The sequence below is a fragment of the Streptomyces sp. WM6378 genome (assembly GCF_001279695.1).
Lineage (GTDB): Bacteria > Actinomycetota > Actinomycetes > Streptomycetales > Streptomycetaceae > Streptomyces.
In genome coordinates, this window is the sequence record NZ_LGDD01000318.1 from 18,381 (window position 1) to 38,635 (window position 20,255).

Annotated in this window: 13 protein-coding genes; 7 read left to right on the forward strand and 6 right to left on the reverse strand. The window is 71.7% G+C overall.

The genetic code is table 11. The annotated features are described in order from the left end of the window. Window positions 1-2: 2 nt before the first annotated feature. Window positions 3-1,433 carry a protoporphyrinogen oxidase gene (gene hemG, locus ADK54_RS32810; protein ID WP_053729430.1) on the reverse strand — a complete coding sequence of 477 codons (1,431 nt, stop codon included), beginning with the start codon at window positions 1,431-1,433 and terminating at the stop codon, window positions 3-5. A gap of 208 nt (window positions 1,434-1,641) precedes the next feature. Between hemG and ADK54_RS32815 the strand changes: the two genes are divergently transcribed. Then, complete coding sequence (locus tag ADK54_RS32815; RefSeq protein WP_053729431.1) at window positions 1,642-3,018, forward strand: FAD-dependent oxidoreductase; 1,377 nt, start codon at window positions 1,642-1,644, stop codon at window positions 3,016-3,018. 3 nt (window positions 3,019-3,021) lie between these two features. On the opposite strand, the gene hemE is transcribed toward ADK54_RS32815, so the two are convergent. After that, on the reverse strand, window positions 3,022-4,089 hold the full coding sequence (gene hemE, locus ADK54_RS32820; protein WP_053729432.1) for a uroporphyrinogen decarboxylase: 1,068 nt from the start codon (window positions 4,087-4,089) through the stop codon (window positions 3,022-3,024). Window positions 4,090-4,180: 91 nt separating this feature from the next. Here hemE and ADK54_RS32825 point away from each other — a divergent pair, with 91 nt between their 5' ends. The 6 genes from ADK54_RS32825 to ADK54_RS32850 all read left to right on the forward strand — a co-directional run bounded on the left by ADK54_RS32825 (window position 4,181) and on the right by ADK54_RS32850 (window position 14,713). Further along, on the forward strand, window positions 4,181-4,834 hold the full coding sequence (locus tag ADK54_RS32825; RefSeq protein ID WP_053729433.1) for a DUF3000 domain-containing protein: 654 nt from the start codon (window positions 4,181-4,183) through the stop codon (window positions 4,832-4,834). Window positions 4,835-5,094: 260 nt separating this feature from the next. Then, the gene (locus tag ADK54_RS32830; RefSeq protein WP_053729434.1) at window positions 5,095-5,757 is read left to right on the forward strand and encodes a helix-turn-helix transcriptional regulator; all 663 of its coding nucleotides are present in this window, start codon (window positions 5,095-5,097) and stop codon (window positions 5,755-5,757) included. A 78-nt stretch (window positions 5,758-5,835) separates the two neighbouring features. Beyond that, window positions 5,836-7,119 carry an HRDC domain-containing protein gene (locus ADK54_RS32835; RefSeq protein WP_053729435.1) on the forward strand — a complete coding sequence of 428 codons (1,284 nt, stop codon included), beginning with the start codon at window positions 5,836-5,838 and terminating at the stop codon, window positions 7,117-7,119. A gap of 148 nt (window positions 7,120-7,267) precedes the next feature. Continuing rightward, window positions 7,268-10,879, forward strand: a complete 3,612-nt coding sequence (locus tag ADK54_RS32840; RefSeq protein ID WP_053729436.1) for a beta-galactosidase — start codon at window positions 7,268-7,270, stop codon at window positions 10,877-10,879. Window positions 10,880-11,357: 478 nt separating this feature from the next. Then, window positions 11,358-12,584 carry a thiolase family protein gene (locus ADK54_RS32845; protein WP_053729437.1) on the forward strand — a complete coding sequence of 409 codons (1,227 nt, stop codon included), beginning with the start codon at window positions 11,358-11,360 and terminating at the stop codon, window positions 12,582-12,584. Beyond that, entirely contained in the window at window positions 12,581-14,713 is a 2,133-nt protein-coding gene (locus ADK54_RS32850) for a 3-hydroxyacyl-CoA dehydrogenase NAD-binding domain-containing protein (RefSeq protein ID WP_053729438.1), read from the forward strand. The genes ADK54_RS32845 and ADK54_RS32850 overlap by 4 nt, the downstream gene beginning before the upstream one ends. A 170-nt stretch (window positions 14,714-14,883) precedes the next feature. On the opposite strand, the gene ADK54_RS32855 is transcribed toward ADK54_RS32850, so the two are convergent. The 4 genes from ADK54_RS32855 to dxs all read right to left on the reverse strand — a co-directional run bounded on the left by ADK54_RS32855 (window position 14,884) and on the right by dxs (window position 20,188). Beyond that, window positions 14,884-16,035: a hypothetical protein gene (locus ADK54_RS32855; RefSeq protein WP_053729439.1), complete on the reverse strand. Its 1,152-nt coding sequence runs from the start codon at window positions 16,033-16,035 to the stop codon at window positions 14,884-14,886. A gap of 198 nt (window positions 16,036-16,233) precedes the next feature. Next, a complete protein-coding gene (locus ADK54_RS32860) occupies window positions 16,234-16,437 on the reverse strand; it encodes a hypothetical protein (RefSeq protein ID WP_053729440.1) in 204 nt (67 codons plus the stop codon). Between the two features lie 181 nt (window positions 16,438-16,618). Continuing rightward, on the reverse strand, window positions 16,619-18,067 hold the full coding sequence (locus tag ADK54_RS32865) for an amino acid permease (protein WP_053729451.1): 1,449 nt from the start codon (window positions 18,065-18,067) through the stop codon (window positions 16,619-16,621). A 195-nt stretch (window positions 18,068-18,262) separates the two neighbouring features. After that, a complete protein-coding gene (dxs, locus tag ADK54_RS32870) occupies window positions 18,263-20,188 on the reverse strand; it encodes a 1-deoxy-D-xylulose-5-phosphate synthase (RefSeq protein ID WP_053729452.1) in 1,926 nt (641 codons plus the stop codon). Between the last annotated feature and the right edge of the window lie 67 nt (window positions 20,189-20,255).

Genomic DNA, 20,255 nt, shown 5'->3' on the forward strand with positions numbered 1-20,255 from the left:
GGCTATTGTCCCGCGTCACTCTGGGTGTTCCGCGCCAGGGTCGACGTGGCGATGATCTCGTCCGCGGCGCGCCGGGCGCTCGCGACGCACGCGGGGATGCCGACACCGTCGTACGCGGCGCCGCAGACGCGCAGTCCGGGCAGCTTGGCGACCTCGGCCCGGATGCGGGCGACCTTGGCCAGATGGCCCACCGGGTACTGCGGAAGCCCGCCGATCCAGCGGGTCACCTCGGTCGCGACGGGCCGGGCGGACAGGCCGACGGCCTCGCCGAGGTCGCCGAGCGAGACGTCCACGAGATCGGGGTCGTCCCAGTCCAGGTGCTGCTCCTCGCCGTAGCGCCCGATCGAGGTACGCAGCACGAACAGGTCCGAGCCGCGCTCCTTCACCCACTGCCACTTGTACGAGGAGAAGGTGGAGGCCTTGATGGTGCGGCCGTCCACCGGCGGCACCAGGAACCCGGAGCGCTCCTCCAACCCGGCCAGATCGGCGCGCCGGAACGCGAGCGTGACCAGGACCATCGAGGCGTACTCGACCTCGGAGAGCTCGGCGGCCGCGACCGGCGACTCGGCGGCGAGCAGCGCGGAGGCGGACCAGGCGGGGGTGGAAAGGATCACGCCGTCGGCCTCGACGAGTTCCGTGTCGGTACGGATCTGCCAGCCGTCGGCGGAACGGGTGAGGCCGAGCACGGGGGTCTCGGTGCGGATCTCGCCGCCCTGGGCGCGCACCGCGTCGGCGACCGCGCCGGGCAGGGTGCCGAGGCCGCCGTCGAGGCCCGCGAAGACCGGGCCGCTCTGCTGCTTGGCCGCGGCCTTCGCCTGGATGTCCTGGACGCCGTCGAGCAGCGAGCCGTGGGTGCGGGCCGCCTCGAAGAGCTGGGGGACGGCGGCCCGCATGGAGATCTTGTACGCGTCGCCCGCGTACACGCCGCCGAGCAGCGGCTCCACCAGGCGGTCGACGACCTCGCGGCCGACCCGCTTGGCGACGAACTCTCCGACGCCGATGTCCTCGCCGACCTCGGTCGGGGCGAGTTCGCGGTCCTGCTCGACGCGGGCCAGGCCCTCGGCGGACAGGATGTCGTGGAGGGTGCCGGGCCGCGCGGGGACGCCCATCACATGGCCCTTGGGCATCGGCCGCAGCGCGCCCCGGGTCCAGATGGAGGCCGCCGCGGTGGCGGGCGCCTGCAACCGGTCACCGAGGCCGACCGCGCGGGCGAGCTCGACGCCTTCGGGGCGCCGGGCCAGCATCGACTCGGCGCCTAGGTCGACGGGCGCGCCCGCGATCTCCCCGGCGAGCAGCTTGCCGCCGAGTACCGCGCTGCCTTCGAGCACGGTCACCCGGGCGCCGGCCCCGAGCAGCCGGTGGGCGGCGGCGAGTCCGGAGATTCCGCCTCCGACGACGACGATGTGCGGGGCGCGGGTGACGGCGTTGTCCATGCCTCCACTGTCTCAGACCCCGGCCGGCGCCCTGAAACGAGTCCCGGTCCCTTGATCAACTCCCGTTCGGTACAGGCGAGTTGACCGGCTTGCCGGACCAACACCCGAGAGGCCACCGGCCGGGCGGGGAATTCCCCGCTCTCCCGGTACGTATCTTCACCAGGAGAAGGCGCGATCCGAGCGGACCTCACGAGCGGAGGCAACACCCATGGCGGCGGAGCGACTGGTGGTCATCGGCGGTGACGCGGCGGGCATGTCCGCCGCCTCGCAGGCCCGCAGGCTGAAGGGCCCCGAGGAGTTGGAGATCGTCGCCTTCGAGCGCTCGGGCTTCACCTCGTACTCCGCGTGCGGGATCCCGTACTGGGTGGGCGGCGACGTGCCGAGTCACGACGACCTGGTCGCCCGCACGCCCGAGGAGCACCGGGCCCGCGGGATCGATCTGCGGATGCGTACGGAGGTGACGGAGCTCGATGTGGCGGGCCGCCGGGTGCGGGCGCGCGACCTCGCGTCCGGTGCCGAGGAGTGGACCTCGTACGACAAGCTCGTCATCGCGACGGGGGCGCGGCCGGCGCGGCCGGCGCTGCCGGGGATCGACGCCCCGGGGGTGCACGGGGTGCACACCATCGACGACGGGCGGGCCCTCCTTGAGAGCCTGGAGGCGGTCGGGGAGCGGCGCGCGGTGGTGGTGGGCGGCGGCTACATCGGCATCGAGATGGCGGAGGCGATGCTGGCCCGCGGCTTCGATGTGACGCTGCTGACCCGCGGCCCCGAGCCCATGCACTCGCTCGACCCGGACATGGGCCGTCGCGTCATCGAGGCGATGGAGCGCTCCGGGATCCGGGTGGTCACGGGCGCGGAGGTCACCAAGGTCCTGACGGCCGGGTCGGGGCGGGTGCGCGCGGTGGCGACGGAGTCCGCCGAGTACCCGGCGGACGTGGTGGTGCTCGGCCTGGGCGTCACGCCCCGCACCGAGCTGGCCCGCGCGGCCGGGCTGCCGCTCGGCGTCGCGGGCGCGCTGCGCACGGACACCTCGATGCGGGTGCGCGGGCACGAGGACATCTGGGCGGGCGGCGACTGCGTCGAGGTGCTCGACCTGGTGTCGGGTCGGCACCGTCACATCGCGCTCGGCACGCACGCCAACAAGCAGGGCCAGGTCATCGGCTCCAACGTGGGCGGCGGGTACGGCACGTTCCCGGGCGTGGTCGGCACGGCCGTCACCAAGGTCTGCGAGACGGAGATCGCCCGCACCGGTCTCCTGGAGAAGGAGGCGCGGGAGGAGGGCCTCCAGTACGTCACGGCGACCATCGAGTCGACCAACACCGCCGGGTACTACCCGGGCGCGGCCCTGATGACGGTGAAGATGCTGGCCGAGCGGCGCACGGGGCGGCTGCTCGGCGTGCAGATCGTGGGCGGTGCGGGCGCGGCCAAGCGGATCGACATCGCGGCGGTCGCCCTGACCGCCCGTATGACGGTGGATCAGATGACGGCCCTGGACCTCGGGTACGCCCCGCCGTTCTCGTCGGTGTGGGACCCGGTCCTGGTGGCGGCACGCAAGGCGGTGTCGGCCGTGCGCGCCGCCGGGTAGCCGCTACTTGGCGGTCTGCTCGTGGACGTACGCGACCAGGCGGGTCAGCGCGTCCGGGTCCATCGACGGGAGCACGCCGTGGCCCAGGTTGAAGACGTGGCCCTCCAGGCCGGCGGCGGCGTCCAGGACCTCGCGGGTCTTCGCCTCGACGGCCGCGGTCGGGGCGAACAGGACGGCCGGGTCGAGGTTGCCCTGGAGCGCCTTGCCGGGGCCGACCCGGCGGGCCGCCTCGTCGAGCGGGACGCGCCAGTCGACGCCGACGACGTCCGCGCCGGCCTCGCCCATGAGGCCGAGCAGTTCGCCCGTGCCGACGCCGAAGTGGATGCGGGGGACGCCGTAGGAGGCGACCGCGTCGAAGACCTTCGCCGAGGCGGGCAGGATCGAGCGCCGGTAGTCGGCGGGGGCGAGCGCGCCCACCCAGGAGTCGAAGAGCTGGACCGCGGAGGCGCCCGCCTCGATCTGCACCTTGAGGAAGGCGGCGGTGATCTCGGCGAGGCGGTCGAGCAGGTCGGCCCACAGCTCCGGGTCGCCGTACATCATGGCCTTGGTGTTCTCGTGGTTGCGGGACGGGCCGCCCTCCACGAGGTAGCTGGCCAGCGTGAACGGGGCGCCCGCGAAGCCGATGAGCGGAGTGGCGCCGAGCTCGCCGGTCAGCATGCCGATCGCCTCGGTGACGTAGTGGACGTCCTCGGGGGTCAGGTCGCGCAGCCGCGCGAGGTCGGCCCGGGTCCGGATCGGATCGGCGACGACGGGGCCGACGCCCGGCTTGATGTCCAGGTCGATGCCGATGGCCTTGAGCGGGACCACGATGTCGCTGAAGTAGATGGCCGCGTCGACCTTGTGCCGCCGCACGGGCTGGAGCGTGATCTCGGTGACCAGGTCGGGCCGCATGCACGACTCCAGCATGGGGATGCCCTCGCGCACCTTCAGGTACTCCGGCAGCGACCGCCCCGCCTGGCGCATGAACCAGACCGGCGTGTGCGGGACGGCTTCCCGCCTGCACGCCTTGAGGAACGCGGAGTCGTGCGTCTTGCTGTTCGGCTGGCCCACAGGGCGGTCGTTGGCGCTCACGCCCAGAATCTTCGCATGTGGCCGCAAGCCGCTGCCCCGGGCCGGGTGTCCCTACCGGCGCCGGGCGCCCGTTCCGCCTAGTCTTCCCCGCATGGCTGCCGCTCAGGGACGAACTTCGGATGGCGCTGACGGCAGGGAAGCCGCGGACGGGACCACCGTTCCGATCCCCTTCCGTCAGGCCGTCGACGCACTGCGCACGGCGCGACTGCGCCCCGAGATCGAGGTGGACGAGACCCGTCCGCCACAGCGTCTCGCGCCGCACGCCTACGCCTTGGAAGCGGCGGTCGTCGAGGGCGAGGACGACCTGGCCGACGGTCGGCTCGTCCTGCTGCACGACCCCGCCGGGCACGACGCCTGGCAGGGCACCTTCCGCCTGGTCACCCTCGTACGGGCCGAGCTGGAGCCGGAGATGGCGGCCGACCCGCTGCTGCCCGAGGTCTGCTGGTCGTGGCTGACCGGCGCCCTGGACGCGCGCGGCCTCTCGTACGGGGAGGCGAGCGGCACGGTCACGCGGGCCGGCTCGCACTACTTCGGCGGGCTGGCGGAACGGCTTCCGGCGACCCAGATCGAGATCCGGGCGTCGTGGACGCCGCGCGAGGGCCTGGGCGGGGTGCCGGACACGGCGGGCCACCTCGCGGCCTGGTGCGATCTGCTGTGCCAGATCGCGGGCCTGCCGCCGGTGTCGGGTCCGACCGAGGCGGGCAGCGGCGTCGTCACCCTGCCGCAGCGCCGCGACCCCCGCTGACGCACCCTCCTGACGGCCTGCGCCCCGCCCCCGGCGGGGCGCAGGCCGTTTCCGCGGGCCCCCGCTCGGGTCCGGGCGCCCCGCCGATTACTCGACGATCGAGCACGCGTCCGAATTGCCCTAAATGTTTCTCACCAAATCGTGATCATTCTCTAAAGGCCGAGGGGTTTGGTGCCGAAGAGGTTTGTGACCCTAACTGCACGGTTCGCCCCGGCTTCATCCCCGAGCCGGCTTCGTCCCGCACCTTTCCAGGAGGCCTGGTGTCCGTTCTTCTTGAGCAGCCCGCAAGCCTGGTCGCCTACCGCCCGAACAAGCCGACGGCCATGGTCGTCGTTGCCGACCCCCGAGTCCGCTCCACCGTCACCCGGCACCTGTGGGCGCTCGGAGTACGTGACGTCATCGAGGCGTCGTCCATCGCGGAGGCCCGTCCCCGCGTCGGCAACCCGCGCGACATCTGCGTTGCCGACGTCCACCTGCCCGACGGTTCCGGGCTGACCCTGCTGTCCGAGACCCGAGCCGCCGGCTGGCCCAACGGCCTGGCCCTGTCCGCGGCCGACGACATCGGCGCCGTACGCAACGCCCTCGCCGGCGGCGTGAAGGGCTACGTCGTCACCGGTACCCGCACCAACGTCGGACACCCCGGCCGTCCCGGCGCCGCCCCCATCGGCGCCGCGGCCGCCCGTATGCACCGTCGCCCCCCGGGTGCCCCGAGTCACCCGGGCGGCTACCGCGAGCTCTCCGGCCGCGAGGTCGAGGTGCTCCGGCTGGTTGCGGAGGGCCAGTCGAACAAGGCGATCGGCGTCTCCATGGGGCTGTCCGCCCTGACCGTCAAGTCCCACCTCGCCCGGATCGCACGCAAGCTCGGCACGGGTGACCGCGCCGGCATGGTGGCCGTAGCGCTGCGTACCGGAATCATCCACTGACTGGTTTACGACCCTCGCGCGCCCGTCGACGGAACGTTCCGTCGACGGGCGACGTGCATACACAGATACCCTTGACAGGTGACCGACGCCCATAAGACCGCAGCAGAGACAGCACTGCGAACCACCGGGGGCGCTCCCCCGGACGACGTCGACAAGGCGCCGATTCCCTTGCTGGAGCCCCGAGAGGGCATTCCGCCTGTCGTTGCCACCGATGAAGCACTGGCCGAAGTGGTCGCCGCCTTCGCGGCCGGCACCGGCCCTGTCGCCGTGGACGCCGAGCGCGCGTCCGGCTACCGCTACGGGCAGCGCGCCTACCTCGTGCAGATGCGCCGGGAGGGGGCGGGCACCGCGCTCATCGACCCCGTCGGCTGTCCTGATCTCTCCGCTCTCGGGGAGGTACTTTCGGACACCGAGTGGATCCTGCACGCCGCGACCCAGGACCTGCCGTGCCTGCGCGAAATAGGCATGGTCCCCTCCCGGATCTTCGACACCGAGCTCGCCGGGCGGCTCGCGGGCTTCCCGCGCGTGGGCCTCGGCGCGATGGTCGAGAGCGTGCTCGGGTACGCCCTGGAGAAGGGCCACTCGGCGGTCGACTGGTCGACCCGGCCGCTCCCCGAGCCCTGGCTGCGCTACGCCGCCCTCGACGTGGAACTCCTGGTCGATCTGCGCGACGCGCTGGAGAAGGAGCTCGACCGGCAGGGCAAGCTGGAGTGGGCCCGCGAGGAGTTCGACGCGATCGCCTCCGCCCCGCCCGCGCCGCCCCGCAAGGACCCCTGGCGCCGCACCTCCGGCATGCACAAGGTGCGCAGGCGCCGGCAGATGGCCGCCGTGCGCGAGCTGTGGACCGCCCGCGACAAGGTGGCGCAGCGCCGTGACGTCTCGCCGGGCAAGGTGCTGAGCGACTCCGCGATCATCGAGGCCTCGCTCGCGCTGCCCGCGCACGTGAACGCGCTGACCGCGCTGCCCGGCTTCGGGCACCGGATGGGCCGGCGGCAGCTGGAGCAGTGGCAGGCGGCAATCGACCGGGCGAAGGCGCTGTCGGAGGCGGAACTCCCGCAGCCCGGCCAGCCGTTGCAGGGCCCGCCGCCGCCGCGTTCCTGGGCGGACAAGGACCCGGCCGCGGCGGCCCGGCTCTCGGCGGCCCGCGCGGCCGTCTCCGAGCTCGCCGAGCGGCTGAACATGCCGCAGGAGAACCTGATCACCCCGGACACCGTGCGCCGGGTCTGCTGGGAGCCACCGGGCGACCGCTCCGGGGCCGCCGTCGCCGAGGCGCTCGCGTCGTACGGCGCCAGGCGCTGGCAGATCGAGCAGGTCACGCCGCTGCTCTCGGCGGCGCTCACGGACACACCGGCCAAGTCCTGACCGGCTGAACGGGTCGGGCCCGCGGCACCTCCATGTCGCCGCGGGCTCAGAATTCCCCAAGACCGGACCGTATCCAACAGCCTCGAACAGCTTTAGGCTGTGCGCCGCATCAGATTCTTTCAGTGCACCGCACCACGGAAGGAATGACATGCGCACGCCATTACGCGCGGCGGCTCTCGCGGTCACCACCGTGCTCGCCCTGGGCGCCGCCGGCCTCACCGCCACCGCGCCCGCCGCACAGGCCCGCCCGAAGGCGCCGCCCGCCGCCCACACCGTCGGCCACGACGACCACGCCCTCACCATCGACGGCAAGCCGCTCTCCATCTGGTCCGGCGAGTTCCACTACTGGCGGCTGCCCAGCCCCGACGCCTGGCGCGACGTCCTGCAGAAGATGAAGGCGGGCGGCTTCAACGCGGCCTCCATCTACTTCGACTGGGACTTCCACTCACCCAAACCCGGGGTGTACGACTTCACGGGCGTCCGCGACGTCGACAAGCTGCTCGACATCGCGCGGGAGGTGGGGATCTACGTCATCGCCCGCCCCGGCCCGTACATCAACGCCGAGACGGACGGCGGCGGCTTCCCCGGCTGGCTGGTCACCCAGAAGGGCAAGGCCCGCACCACGGCTCCCGACTATCTGGCGGCCGCCGACGAATGGCTCTCGAAGATCGACCCGATCCTGGCCCGCCACCAGCTGACCAACGGCACCGGCACGGTGATCGCCTACCAGGTCGAGAACGAGTACTACCAGGACACCCCCGACGGCCACGCCTACATCAAGCACCTCGTCGACAAGGCGCACGCGGATGGCATCACGGTGCCGCTGACGGGCAACCACAACGGCGTGTTCGCCAAGGAACTCGACATCGACGGACACGACTCCTACCCGCAGGGCTTCAACTGTTCCAGCCCCGACACCTGGCACGGGCTGCCCGATCTGTCCGGTGCGAAGAGGAGCGACGAACCACTGTTTCTGGCCGAATTCCAGGGCGGCTCCTTCGACCCGTGGGGCGGCCCCGGCTTCGACAAGTGCCGCCGGCTCACCGACGGCGACTTCGAGAAGGCCGCGTACGAGAACAACATCGCCTCGGGCGCCACGATGCAGAACTTCTACATGGCCTACGGCGGCACCTCCTGGGGCTGGCTGCCCTCACCGGGCGCGGTCTACAGCTCCTACGACTACGGCGCGCCGATCCGCGAGGACCGCCAGCTCAGCGAGAAGTACCTGGTCGACAAGCGGCTCGGGTATCTGGTGCAGTCGGTGGCGCCGCTGACGAAGACTGAGGGCGTGACGGCGAGCGCGCCCGACAACGCCGCGGTGCTGCGCCGCGACCGGCGCAACCCCGACGACGGCACCACGATCACGGTCGTGCGGCACAAGGACGTCAACAACAAGGCGAAGGACACCACGCACCTCGCACTCGGCGGGTACGCGTCGGTGCCGCAGGAGCCCGGCACGGCCCTGACGGTCGACGGCCGCGACTCGAAGCTCCTTGTCTCGGACTACGCCATGGATCACCAGCGGTTGAGGTACTCGACGTCCGAGCTCATGACGCACGGCACGTTCGGCGCGCGGGACGTGGCGCTGCTCTACGGCCGGCACGGGCAGGACGGCGAGAGCGTGCTGCGGTACGCGGCGCGGCCCGGCGTGCGGGTGCTGAGCGGGCAGGTGAAGCAGACCTGGGACGCGACGAGCGGCGATCTGCGCCTGAACTACACCCACGACGGCCTGACGCAGGTCCTCATCACTCCACTCGACGGCTCGACTCCCTTGCTCCTCCTACTGGCTGACGATGCGACAGCCGACACCTACTGGCGGCTCGACACCCCGCAGGGGCCGGTCCTGGCCAGCGGTCCGGAGCTGCTGAGGACCGCCTCGTACGACAGGGGCGTGCTGAAGCTCACCGGGGACACCGACAAGGCGGCCTCGCTGCACGTCCTGACCGGCGCGCCCGCGACGTCCGTCAGCTGGAACGGGCGGCCCGCGCCGGGCGCGCTCGACACGACGGGCAGCGCGCTTGCCGGACCCAAGCCGGTCTCCCTTGCCCCGCTGGGGAGTTGGCGGGTCCAGCGCGAGACGCCGGAGGCGGCGCCCGGGTTCGACGACGCGGCGTGGCGGGCCGCCGACAAGCCGGTGCTCTCGGCGGACGACTACGGCTTCCATGCCGGGTCGATCTGGTACCGGGGCCACTTCACGGCGGCCGGATCGGAGTCCGGGATCCAGGTCAACGCCAGTACGGGCAAGGGCGGTTCGTACCTGGTGTGGCTGAACGGCACGTATCTGGGCAGCTCCGCCGACGCGACCCAGCTGTTCGCGGTACCGGGCGGGGTCCTGAAGGCGGGCAAGGACAACGTCCTCGCGGTGCTCGCGGCCGACATGGCGCACGAACAGGACTGGTCGGCCGACGACAGCCACAAGCAGCCGCGCGGCCTGACCTCGGTGCGGCTCGTGGGCTCGGCGAAGCAGATCGGCTGGCGGCTGCAGGGCGCGCTCGGCGGCGAGGACCTCGTCGACCCGGTGCGCGGCGGGCTCAACACCGGTGGCCTGTACGGCGAACGCCAGGGCATGCACCTGCCCGGCTACCCGGACGGCGGCTGGCCCGCCACGTCCCTGCCGGACACGCGGGCGGGCGCGGCCGGGGTCTCCTGGTACCGCACCGGCTTCGACCTCGATCTGCCGCAGGGCCAGGACGTACCGCTCGGCCTGACGATCTCGGACGACAAGGCGAAGCACTACCGGGCGCTCGTCTACGTCAACGGCTGGATGACCGGCCTGTACGTCAACGACCTCGGGCCGCAGAAGTCGTTCCCGGTGCAGCCCGGGATGCTGCGCACCCACGGCCACAACACGGTCGCCATCGCGGTGATCGGCGAGGACGCGGCCGGCGACGGGCTCGGAAAGGTGACCCTGGACGCGTACGGGAACCACACGACGCCGCTGCGGTACGGGGACGTCGCCTCGCCGGGCTGGTCGGCGACGGCCAACCGCGATCCTTCGGCGGGCGCGGATGTACGGATCGCGGCGCCGGACGCGATCGCGCGGGGCGCAGTGGGCGAGGTGACGGCGTCCTTCGCGCCGCGCCGGACCACGGCCGGGGACGCCTCTCTCACGATGCGGCTGCCCGACGGATGGACGGCTTCCACGCCCCTCAGCCAGCCGCTGGGGGACGTGCCGGCCGGGCGCACGGTGACGCGCACCTGGCAGGTGACGGCGGCGGGCGGTTCGGGGCCCTGGACTTCGGTGCTCTCGGCGGCGGTCCGGTACCGGGGCGGCACGGCGTCCGCCGCGGTGGGCGTGGCCTCGCCGCCCCCTTCGCCGGGGGCTGGGGCGCACGACGTAGCCGATCTCGACTTCACCGCGACGAACGGGTGGGGGCCGGTGGAGCGCAACACCTCCAACGGGGAGGACGCGGCCGGTGACGGACGCCCGATGTCCATCGCGGGCGTGCCGTACGCGAAGGGCCTCGGGGTGCACGCGGCCGGCGACGTGACGGTGTTCCTCGGCGGGGCGTGCTCGCGGTTCACGGCGTCCGTGGGGGTGGACGACGAGACGGGTGGCGGCGGCTCGGTGGCCTTCTCCGTCCTGGCGGACGGGCGTCCCGTGGCCGCGACGGCGGTGCTGCGGGGGCGGCAGGCGGCGACGCCGCTGGCCGCGGACGTGTCCGGGGCGCAGGTGATCGACCTGGTCGTGACCGACGGCGGCGACGGGAACGGGCTGGACCATGGGGACTGGGCGGGTGCAACCCTGACCTGCGGCTAGCCGGGCGTGGTGCGCTGTGGCTCCGCCCCAGACCCCGTTGGGCCCCACCCCGCCCCTTCCCTAAACCCGCCGGGGGTGGGGGTGCGTTGAAGCTGGTCCCCTGGGGCTCCGCCCCAGACCCCGTTCGCGCCTTAAGGGCGCTCGTCCTCAAACGCCGGACAGGCTGAAAATGCCTGTACCCGGCGCTGTCAGGGGCGCGGGGCTGTGACATGTGCGGCTCCGCCGCGTGGGCGCGACCTGCCACCCACGGTCCGCAGCCGCGCCACTCACCCCCGGAGGGTCTCGGGAAGGGGTGGGGTGGGGGCCCAAGGGGTCTGGGGCGGAGCCCCAGCACGGTCGCCCGGAGTGTGACGTTCGACGCTCCCGCCCCCGGGGCTGGGCAGTTTGGTTACTCGTAAGTAGCATGGGCGGGGTGAGCGCGCGCTCAGTCGCGTGCGCAGCAGTGCAGTGCCACCCCGCACCCTGGAGGAGAGCCATCGTGCCTCGTACCGTCAGGGACGTCGTCTTCGTCGACGGCGTCCGCACCCCGTTCGGCAAGGCGGGCCCGAAGGGCATCTACCACGAGACCCGGGCCGACGATCTGGTCGTCAAGGCGATCCGCGAGCTGCTGCGCCGCAACCCGGCCCTCGACCCCGCGAAGATCGACGAGGTCGCCATCGCGGCCACCACGCAGATCGGTGACCAGGGTCTGACCCTGGGCCGCACCGCCGGCATCCTCGCGGGCCTCCCGCAGTCCGTCCCCGGCTACTCCATCGACCGCATGTGCGCGGGCGCCCTGACCGCCGTGACCTCGGTCGCCGGCTCGATCGCCTTCGGCGCGTACGACGCCGTGATCGCCGGTGGCGTCGAGCACATGGGCCGCCACCCCATGGGTGAGGGCGTCGACCCGAACCCGCGCTTCGTCAGCGAGAAGCTGGTCGACGAGTCCGCCCTCTTCATGGGCATGACCGCCGAGAACCTGCACGACCGCTACCCCCAGATCACCAAGCTGCGCGCCGACGAGTACGCGGTGCGCTCGCAGGAGAAGGCCGCCAAGGCGTACGCCGACGGCAAGATCCAGCAGGACCTGGTCCCGATCTCCGTGCGCAACACCAACTCCGAGGTCGGCGAGACCGGCTGGGGTCTCGTCACCGCCGACGAGCCGATGCGTCCGGGCACCACCCTGGAGAGCCTCGCGGGCCTCAAGACGCCGTTCCGTGTGCACGGCAACGTCACCGCGGGCAACGCGGCCGGCCTCAACGACGGCGCCACCGCGTCGATCATCGCGTCCGAGGAGTTCGCGCGGGAGAACAACCTCCCCGTGAAGATGCGCCTCGTCTCCTACGCCTTCGCCGGCGTCGAGCCGGAGGTCATGGGCTACGGCCCGATCCCGGCGACCGAGAAGGCGCTGGCCAAGGCGGGCCTGTCGATCGAGGACATCAACCTCTTCGAGATCAACGAGGCGTTCGCCGTCCAGGTCCTCGCGTTCCTGGACCACTACGGCATCGCCGACGACGACGCGCGCGTCAATCAGTACGGCGGCGCCATCGCCTACGGCCACCCGCTCGCCTCCTCCGGCGTACGCCTGATGACGCAGCTGGCCCGGCAGTTCGAGGAGCAGCCGGAGGTCCGCTACGGCCTCACCACCATGTGCGTCGGCTTCGGCATGGGCGCCACGGTCATCTGGGAGAACCCGCACCACAAGGACGCCGGAGGCAGCAAGTGAGCACCACCACCGCTGAGCTTCTCAAGGGCGCGGCCGAGCTGTTCCCCGACGAGGTCGTGACGTCCGCGCACGTGCGTCACCTTGAACTGCCTTACGGGGCTGGCAAGTTCGCCCTCATCACGCTCGACAACGGCTTCGACCACACCAAGCCGACCACCTTCGGCCCCGGCTCGCTGGCGAACCTGAACGCCGCCATCGACCAGGTCGAGAAGGAGGCCGCCGAGGGCGCCATCGTCGGCGCCGGTGTCACCGGCAAGCCGTTCATCTTCGCGGTCGGCGCCGACCTCAAGGGCGTCGAGATCCTCAAGCGCCACGAGGACGCTCTGGCCATCGGCAAGAGCGGCCACGAGGTCTTCAAGCGCCTCGCCGCGCTGGCCGTGCCGACCTTCGCGTACTACAACGGTGCCGCGATGGGCGGCGGCGTCGAGGTCGGTCTGCACTGCACCTACCGCACCGTCTCCAAGGCGCTGCCCGCGTTCTCGCTGCCCGAGGTCTTCCTCGGCCTCGTCCCGGGCTGGGGCGGCTGCACGCTGCTCCCCAACCTGATCGGCGCCGACAAGGCCGTCTCGGTCATCATCGAGAACTCGCTGAACCAGAACCGCCAGCTCAAGGGCAAGCAGGTCTTCGAACTCGGCATCGCCGACGCCCTCTTCGAGGGTGCCGACTTCCTGGAGCAGTCCCTCGTCTGGACCGCGAACGTCCTGAAGGGCGACGTCACCGTCGAGCGCCCCGAGGTCGACCGCGGCGACGCCTGGGACCAGGCCGTCGCCAAGGGCCGCTTCATCGCCGACTCGAAGGTGCACGGCGCCGCCCCGGCCGCCTACCGCGCCCTCGACATCATCGCGGCGTCCAAGGACGGCGACCTCCAGGCCGGCTTCGACGCCGAGGACACCGCGCTCGCCGACCTGATCATGGGTGGCGAACTGCGGTCCGGCATCTACGCGTTCAACCTGGTCCAGAAGCGCGCCAAGCGCCCCGCCGGCGCCCCGGACAAGAACCTGGCCCGCCCGGTGACGAAGGTGGGTGTCGTCGGCGCCGGTCTCATGGCCTCGCAGCTCGCCCTCCTCTTCCTGCGCCGCCTTGAGGTGCCGGTCGTCCTGACCGACATCGACCAGGAGCGCGTCGACAAGGGTGTGGGCTACGTCCACGCCGAGATCGACAAGCTGCTCTCGAAGTCCCGGATCAACCAGGACAAGGCCAACCGTCTCAAGGGCCTGGTCTCCGGTGTCCTCGACAAGGCCGAGGGCTTCTCGGACGCCGACTTCATCATCGAGGCCGTCTTCGAGGAGATCGGCGTCAAGCAGCAGGTGTTCGCGGAGGTCGAGGCGGTCGCCCCGGCGCACGCGATCCTCGCCACCAACACCTCCTCGCTGTCGGTCACCGAGATGGCGTCGAAGCTGAAGCACCCCGAGCGGGTCGTCGGCTTCCACTTCTTCAACCCGGTCGCGATCCTGCCGCTCCTGGAGATCGTCCGCGGCGAGCAGACCGATGACGTCTCGCTGGCCACGGCCTTCGGCGTCGCGCGCAAGCTGAAGAAGACCGCGGTCCTGGTGAAGGACGCCCCGGCGTTCGTCGTGAACCGCATCCTGACCCGCTTCATGGGCGAGATCCAGAACGTCATCGACGAGGGCACCCCGGTCGCCGTCGCCGAGAAGGCCGTCGAGCCGCTCGGTCTCCCGATGTCGCCGCTGGTGCTCCTGGAGCTGGTCGGCCCGGCCATCGGCCTGCACGTGTCCGAGACCCTCAACCGCGCCTTCCCGGACCGCTTCACGGTCTCCGAGAACCTGGCCGCGGTCGTCAAGGCCGGCAAGCGCGGCTTCTACGTCTACGACTCCGGCAAGCCGGAGCTGGACCCGGAGGTCGCCGCTCTCCTCAAGCAGGGCGATGTCGCCCTGACGGAGGAGCAGACCCGGGACCGCGTCCTGGACGCGGTGGCGCAGGAGATCGGTCTGATGCTGGACGAGGGCGTCGTCGCCGAGGCCCAGGACATCGACCTCTGCCTGATCACGGGCGCCGGCTGGCCCTTCCACCTGGGCGGCATCACGCCGTACCTGGACCGCGAAGGCGTCTCGGAGCGCGTGAACGGCAAGAAGTTCCTGGCGCAGGGCGTCGCGAGCGTCCCCGCGTAACACCGCCCCACAGCAGAGGCCCCGCACTTCGGTGCGGGGCCTTTGTCGCGCTCAACTCCCGGTCCGGACAAGGTTATTGACGGTACGTCATGGATGTACGGGTCTCTCCACGCGCCAAGGCCCGGGACCGATCATGCGGTCCCGGGCCTCCCCGTGCGGTGCCGTGTGCGTCAGACCTGCTGCCAGGCCTCCAGGGCCAGGCCCGGCTCGTCCGTGCGCTGGCGGGTGATGCGCAGGCCGCCCTCCGGGGTGAACACGCCGAGGACGATCCGGCCGTCGGCGTCCAGCGTCAACGCCGGGGCACCCGCGCAGACTTCGCCGGTCGGGGTCCAGGTGACGCCGGCGTCCTCCTGCTCGGTCGGATAGGCCGCTATCGCGGGACGGCCGTCGCGGTCCCGCTGGGCGAGCACCGTGCAGTCGACGCCGTCGATCTCCTTGCGCAACAGCGCGACCGGGCCCGAACCCCGGCCGCCGAGCGACTCGGTGGGGCCGTCGCCGCGCCAGGCGCGCAGCTCGCCGGACTTGGCGTCGCGCAGGAAGAAGGTGACCCGGCCGCCCTCGCCGGTGACCAGGCCGGCGATGGTGCCGGTCTCCGGGTCGCCCGCCAGCTTCTCGATCTCCTCGAAGGAGGCGTCCGCGGCGGCCCGTTCGAAGCGCATGATGCCGGTGTTGGACGGGGCGTGGATGACCATGCGGCCGGCCTCGCCCGCCACGACCGATATCGACCGGTCGGCGCCGTTGCCGTTGAGGTCGGCCCAGCCCGCCCACTTGCCGGACGGCTCCTGGCCGCGCGCGGAGACCCCGCCGAAGGCGTTGCGCACCACGATCTGGGCGTTGCCCGCCGAGTCCACGCCCACCGAGGGGTGGCCCATCTTCAGGCCCTTCTCCCAGTCGCGGCGGGGGTAGGGGGAGCCGACCACGGCCCAGTTCTTGACCGGGCGGCCCGTCTGGTACTGGATGGCGTGGACGAGCTCGACCCAGGTGCCGCCGTCCTCCATGGGGGTGTGCCGCAGCGCCGTCAGGTGCACATAGCCGTCGGCGCCCTGCCCGACCGAGAGGTGCGACTGGAGGCCCTTGCCCGGTGCGACCAGCTCGGGGCCCGTCCAGGCGCCGCCCGGCGACGACTCCGTCCAGCGGGCCACGCCGCCCGCGGCGGGCGCGTACGCGGAGAGCCGACCGTCCTTGCCGAGGCGGAGCCAGCCGGTGACGGTGGGGCGGCCGTCCTCGGTCGCCACGACCGGGGTGGCGCGGGTCGGTGCGGTGACGATGCCGCCGGACCTGGCGGGCTCCCCGCCCGATGTCTGTCGAGACCTCAGTGCCATGGTCCACGACCACCTTTCCCCACCGGATCCGCGCGACGCGTCCGGGTCCAGCAAACCAGCGACTTTCTGCCGACCATAACACTGGTATGGGCCCCCGTTTTCCCCCGGGATTTCCGTCCCGACGTGGGGCTTTTCGTCACTCGGCACAAGGGCGGCGGGCAGGGTTCCGCTCGTGGTCGTTCACCCGGTCGGGTGAGTTCAGTCGGCGCGTACGCAGAGGACGGCCCCGTCGACGACGGCGCTCCGCTCGTACTGGGAGGCGAGGAAGCGGCGCAGGGTGGGGAGGCGGTCCGGGGCGAAGGGCTTGCCCCGGGAGTCGCCCACGACGAGGGCCGCGGGCCGGTCGGCGAGCTCGGTGCGGAACACCGGCCAGGCGCCGTCGACCCCGTACTTCTCCCCCACCTGCGGGCCGCCCCGGCCGCCGCTGTAGTTGGTGAGCAGCCCCGCGGTCAGGTAGCGGCGAGGGCGGCGGCTCGGCCAGCATGCGCGTCACTCTATGCGGCCCCGTACGCCTGCTCACGAGGGGCATACGGGGCCGCGGCGGAATCGGGCTCCGTTTACTGGGAGTTGTGTGCGGCGCGGGCTATTGGGAGTCGCGTCCGGCACGGGCCTCGACCCGGCTGTGACTGCGGCCGTAGCCGAAGTAGATGACGACGCCGATCACCATCCACACACCGAACCGGATCCAGGTCTCGGCGGGCAGGTTGAGCATCAGCCACAGCGAGGCGGCCACCGCGCCCGCGGGCACCCAGGGCACCAGCGGAGTGCGGAAGGCGCGGGGCAGGTCGGGGCGGGTGTGGCGCAGGATGACGACGCCGATCGCGACGACGACGAAAGCGAACAGGGTGCCGATGTTGACCAGTTCGGCGAGCTCGCTGAGGCTGGTGAAGCCCGCGACGATCGCGATGATCACGCCGAGCAGGATGGTCGGCCGGTGCGGGGTGCGGAAGCGCGGGTGGACGTGGCAGAAGAACCGGGGGAGCAGCCCGTCCCGGCTCATCGCGAAGAACACCCGGGTCTGGCCGAGGAGCAGGATCATGCACACCGTGGTCAGACCCACGGCGGCGCCGAAGCTGATGACGCCGGCGAACCAGGGGTGGCCGGTGGCCTTGAAGGCGTCGGCGAGCGGCGCGTCCACCGAGAGGTCGGTGTAGTGCTGCATGCCGGTGACGACGATGGAGACGGCCACGTAGAGGATCGTGCAGATGAGCAGGGAGCCGAGGATCCCGCGCGGCATGTCCCGCTGCGGGTTCCTGGTCTCCTCGGCGGCGGTCGCCACGACGTCGAAGCCGATGAAGGCGAAGAAGACGACCGAGGCGGCGGTGAAGATGCCCATCACGCCGAAGTTGGTGGGGGCGTAGCCGGACATCAGCTCGATGAGCGGGGCCTTGAGGTTGCCGCCCGCGGTCTGCGGCTGCGCGGTGGGGATGAACGGCGAGTAGTTGCCGGATTTGATGAAGAACGCGCCCGCGACGATCACGATGAGGACGACGGTCACCTTGACGGCGACGACGACCGAGGTGACCCGGGCCGACAGCTTCATGCCGAGGACGAGGATGCCGGTGAGCACCAGGACGAGGGCGGCCGCCAGGATGTCGAAGCCGAAGCCGTGGGCGCCGTCGCGGCCGCTGAGCGACTCGGGCAGGTGCCAGCCCGCGTTGTCGAGCAGCGAGCGGACGTAGCCGGACCAGCCGACCGCCACCACCGCCGTCCCCAGGGCGAATTCGAGCACCAGGTCCCAGCCGATGATCCACGCGGGCAGCTCGCCGAGCGAGGCGTAGGAGAAGGTGTACGCGGATCCGGCCACCGGCACCGTCGAGGCGAACTCGGCGTAGCACAGGGCGGCCAGGGCGCAGACGACGCCCGCCACCACGAAGGCGAGGGAGACCGCGGGCCCGGCGTTCTCCTTGGCGACCTTGCCCGTGAGGACGAAGATGCCCGTGCCGATGATGACTCCGACCCCGAAAACGGTGAGGTCGAGAGCGGAGAGGGACTTTTTGAGTGCGTGTTCTGGCTCCTCCGTGTCCTGCATTGACTGCTCGATCGATTTGGTCCGGAACAGACCGGTACTGGCCACCCGTGCACCTCCGCTAGCTCAACGTCCTCGCCATGATCGGGAGGAGTGGCGGTACGGGTACCGGGCTGAGCGCTTTATTCACGCGAACGGGCCGGACCGATCACCCGTACAGGGAGATCGGTCCGGCCCGTTGACCGAACGGTCACATCATCAGTCGCGGGCGGGCTCCACGGCGGCCCGGCTCTCCTCGAACCGGCCGTCCAGCTTCGAGACGAGACCGGTGACCTGACGTGCGATGTCCGGCGCGGTCAGGCCGATCTCCGCCATGACCTCGCCGCGCGAGGCGTGGTCGAGGAAGCGCGGCGGAATGCCGAAGTCGCGCAGCGGGACATCGACGCCCGCGTCGCGCAGCGCCTGGCTGATCGCCGAACCGACGCCGCCCACGCGGCTGTTGTCCTCGACAGTGACGACGACGCGGTGCTGCTCGGCGAGCGGCGCCATGGCCTCGTCGACCGGCTTGACCCAGCGCGGGTCGACCACGGTCGTCGAGATGCCCTGGGCGTCGAGCAGGTCGGCGATCTCCAGGCACATCGGCGCGAGCGCGCCGACGGAGACCAGGAGCACGTCCGGGCGCACGGTCTCCGAGGAGGGCCGGCGCAGCACGTCCATGCCGCCGATGCGGCCGACGGCCTTGACGGCGGGGCCGACCGCGCCCTTGGAGAAGCGCACGACGGTCGGGGCGTCCTCGACCTCGACGGCCTCGCGCAGCTGGGCCCGTACCTGGTCGGCGTCGCGCGGGGCCGCGATCCTGAGGCCGGGCACGACCTGGAGGATCGACATGTCCCACATGCCGTTGTGCGAGGCGCCGTCGGTGCCGGTGACACCGGCCCGGTCGAGCACGAAGGTCACGCCGCACTTGTGCAGGGCGACGTCCATGAGGACCTGGTCGAAGGCCCGGTTGAGGAACGTGGCGTACACCGCGAAGACCGGGTGCACACCGCCGGTGGCCAGGCCCGCGGCCGAGACCGCGGCGTGCTGCTCGGCGATGCCGACGTCGTAGACCCGCTCGGGGAAGGCCTTGGCGAACTTGTCGAGGCCGACCGGCTGGAGCATGGCCGCGGTGATCGCGACGATGTCCTCGCGCTCCTTGCCGAGCTTGACCATCTCCTCGCCGAACACGGAGGTCCAGTCGAGGCCGGAGGTCGACACGGGCAGGCCGGTGTCCGGGTGGATCTTGCCGACGGCGTGGAAGCGGTCGGCTTCGTCCGCGAGCGCCGGCTGGTAGCCGCGGCCCTTCTCCGTGAGGCAGTGCACGATGACCGGGCCGCCGAAGCGCTTGGCGCGCTGCAGGGCCGACTCCAGGGCGTCGATGTCGTGGCCGTCGATGGGGCCGACGTACTTGAGGCCGAGGTCCTCGAACATGCCCTGCGGGGCGATGAAGTCCTTGAGGCCCTTCTTCGCGCCGTGCAGGGTCTCGTACAGCGGCTTGCCGACGACCGGGGTGCGCTCCAGGAGGTCCTTGCCCTTGGCCAGGAAGCGCTCGTAGCCGTCGGTGGTGCGCAGGGTGGCCAGATGGTTGGCGAGGCCGCCGATGGTCGGCGCGTACGAGCGCTCGTTGTCGTTCACCACGATCACCAGGGGGCGGTCCTTGGCGGCGGCGATGTTGTTCAGCGCCTCCCAGGCCATGCCGCCGGTGAGGGCGCCGTCGCCGATGACGGCCACCACGTGGTCGTCCTTCTTGAGCACCTCGTTCGCCTTGGCGAGGCCGTCGGCCCAGCCGAGGACCGTGGAGGCGTGGCTGTTCTCGATGAAGTCGTGCTCCGACTCGGCGCGCGCCGGGTAGCCGGAGAGGCCGCCCTTCATCTTCAGCTTCGAGAAGTCCTGCCGCCCCGTGAGCAGCTTGTGGACGTAACTCTGGTGTCCGGTGTCCCAGAGGACCTTGTCCCTGGGGGATTCGAAAACGCGGTGCAGTGCGATGGTCAGTTCCACCACACCGAGGTTCGGACCGAGGTGTCCGCCGGTCTTGGAGACCGCGTCCACCAGGAAGGTCCGGATCTCCGCCGCCAGCTGGTCGAGCTGCTCCGGGCTGAGCCGGTCAAGATCGCGCGGTCCCCTGATACGGGTAAGCAGCGGCACCCGTGCCTCCTTGCATCCGTGCTGGTCGAGCATGCCGATCCGTTGAGTCTAATGTTCCGCCCGCGAC

Excerpts from the sequence above, each read along its gene's own strand:
- ADK54_RS32855 (WP_053729439.1), bottom strand. The coding sequence starts at position 16,035 with ATGGCACTGAGGTCTCGACAGACATCGGGCGGGGAGCCCGCCAGGTCC.
- ADK54_RS32815 (WP_053729431.1), top strand. The coding sequence starts at position 1,642 with ATGGCGGCGGAGCGACTGGTGGTCATCGGCGGTGACGCGGCGGGCATG.
- ADK54_RS32865 (WP_053729451.1), bottom strand. The coding sequence starts at position 18,067 with ATGCAGGACACGGAGGAGCCAGAACACGCACTCAAAAAGTCCCTCTCC.
- ADK54_RS32825 (WP_053729433.1), top strand. The coding sequence starts at position 4,181 with ATGGCTGCCGCTCAGGGACGAACTTCGGATGGCGCTGACGGCAGGGAA.
- ADK54_RS32840 (WP_053729436.1), top strand. The coding sequence starts at position 7,268 with ATGCGCACGCCATTACGCGCGGCGGCTCTCGCGGTCACCACCGTGCTC.
- hemG (WP_053729430.1), bottom strand. The coding sequence starts at position 1,433 with ATGGACAACGCCGTCACCCGCGCCCCGCACATCGTCGTCGTCGGAGGC.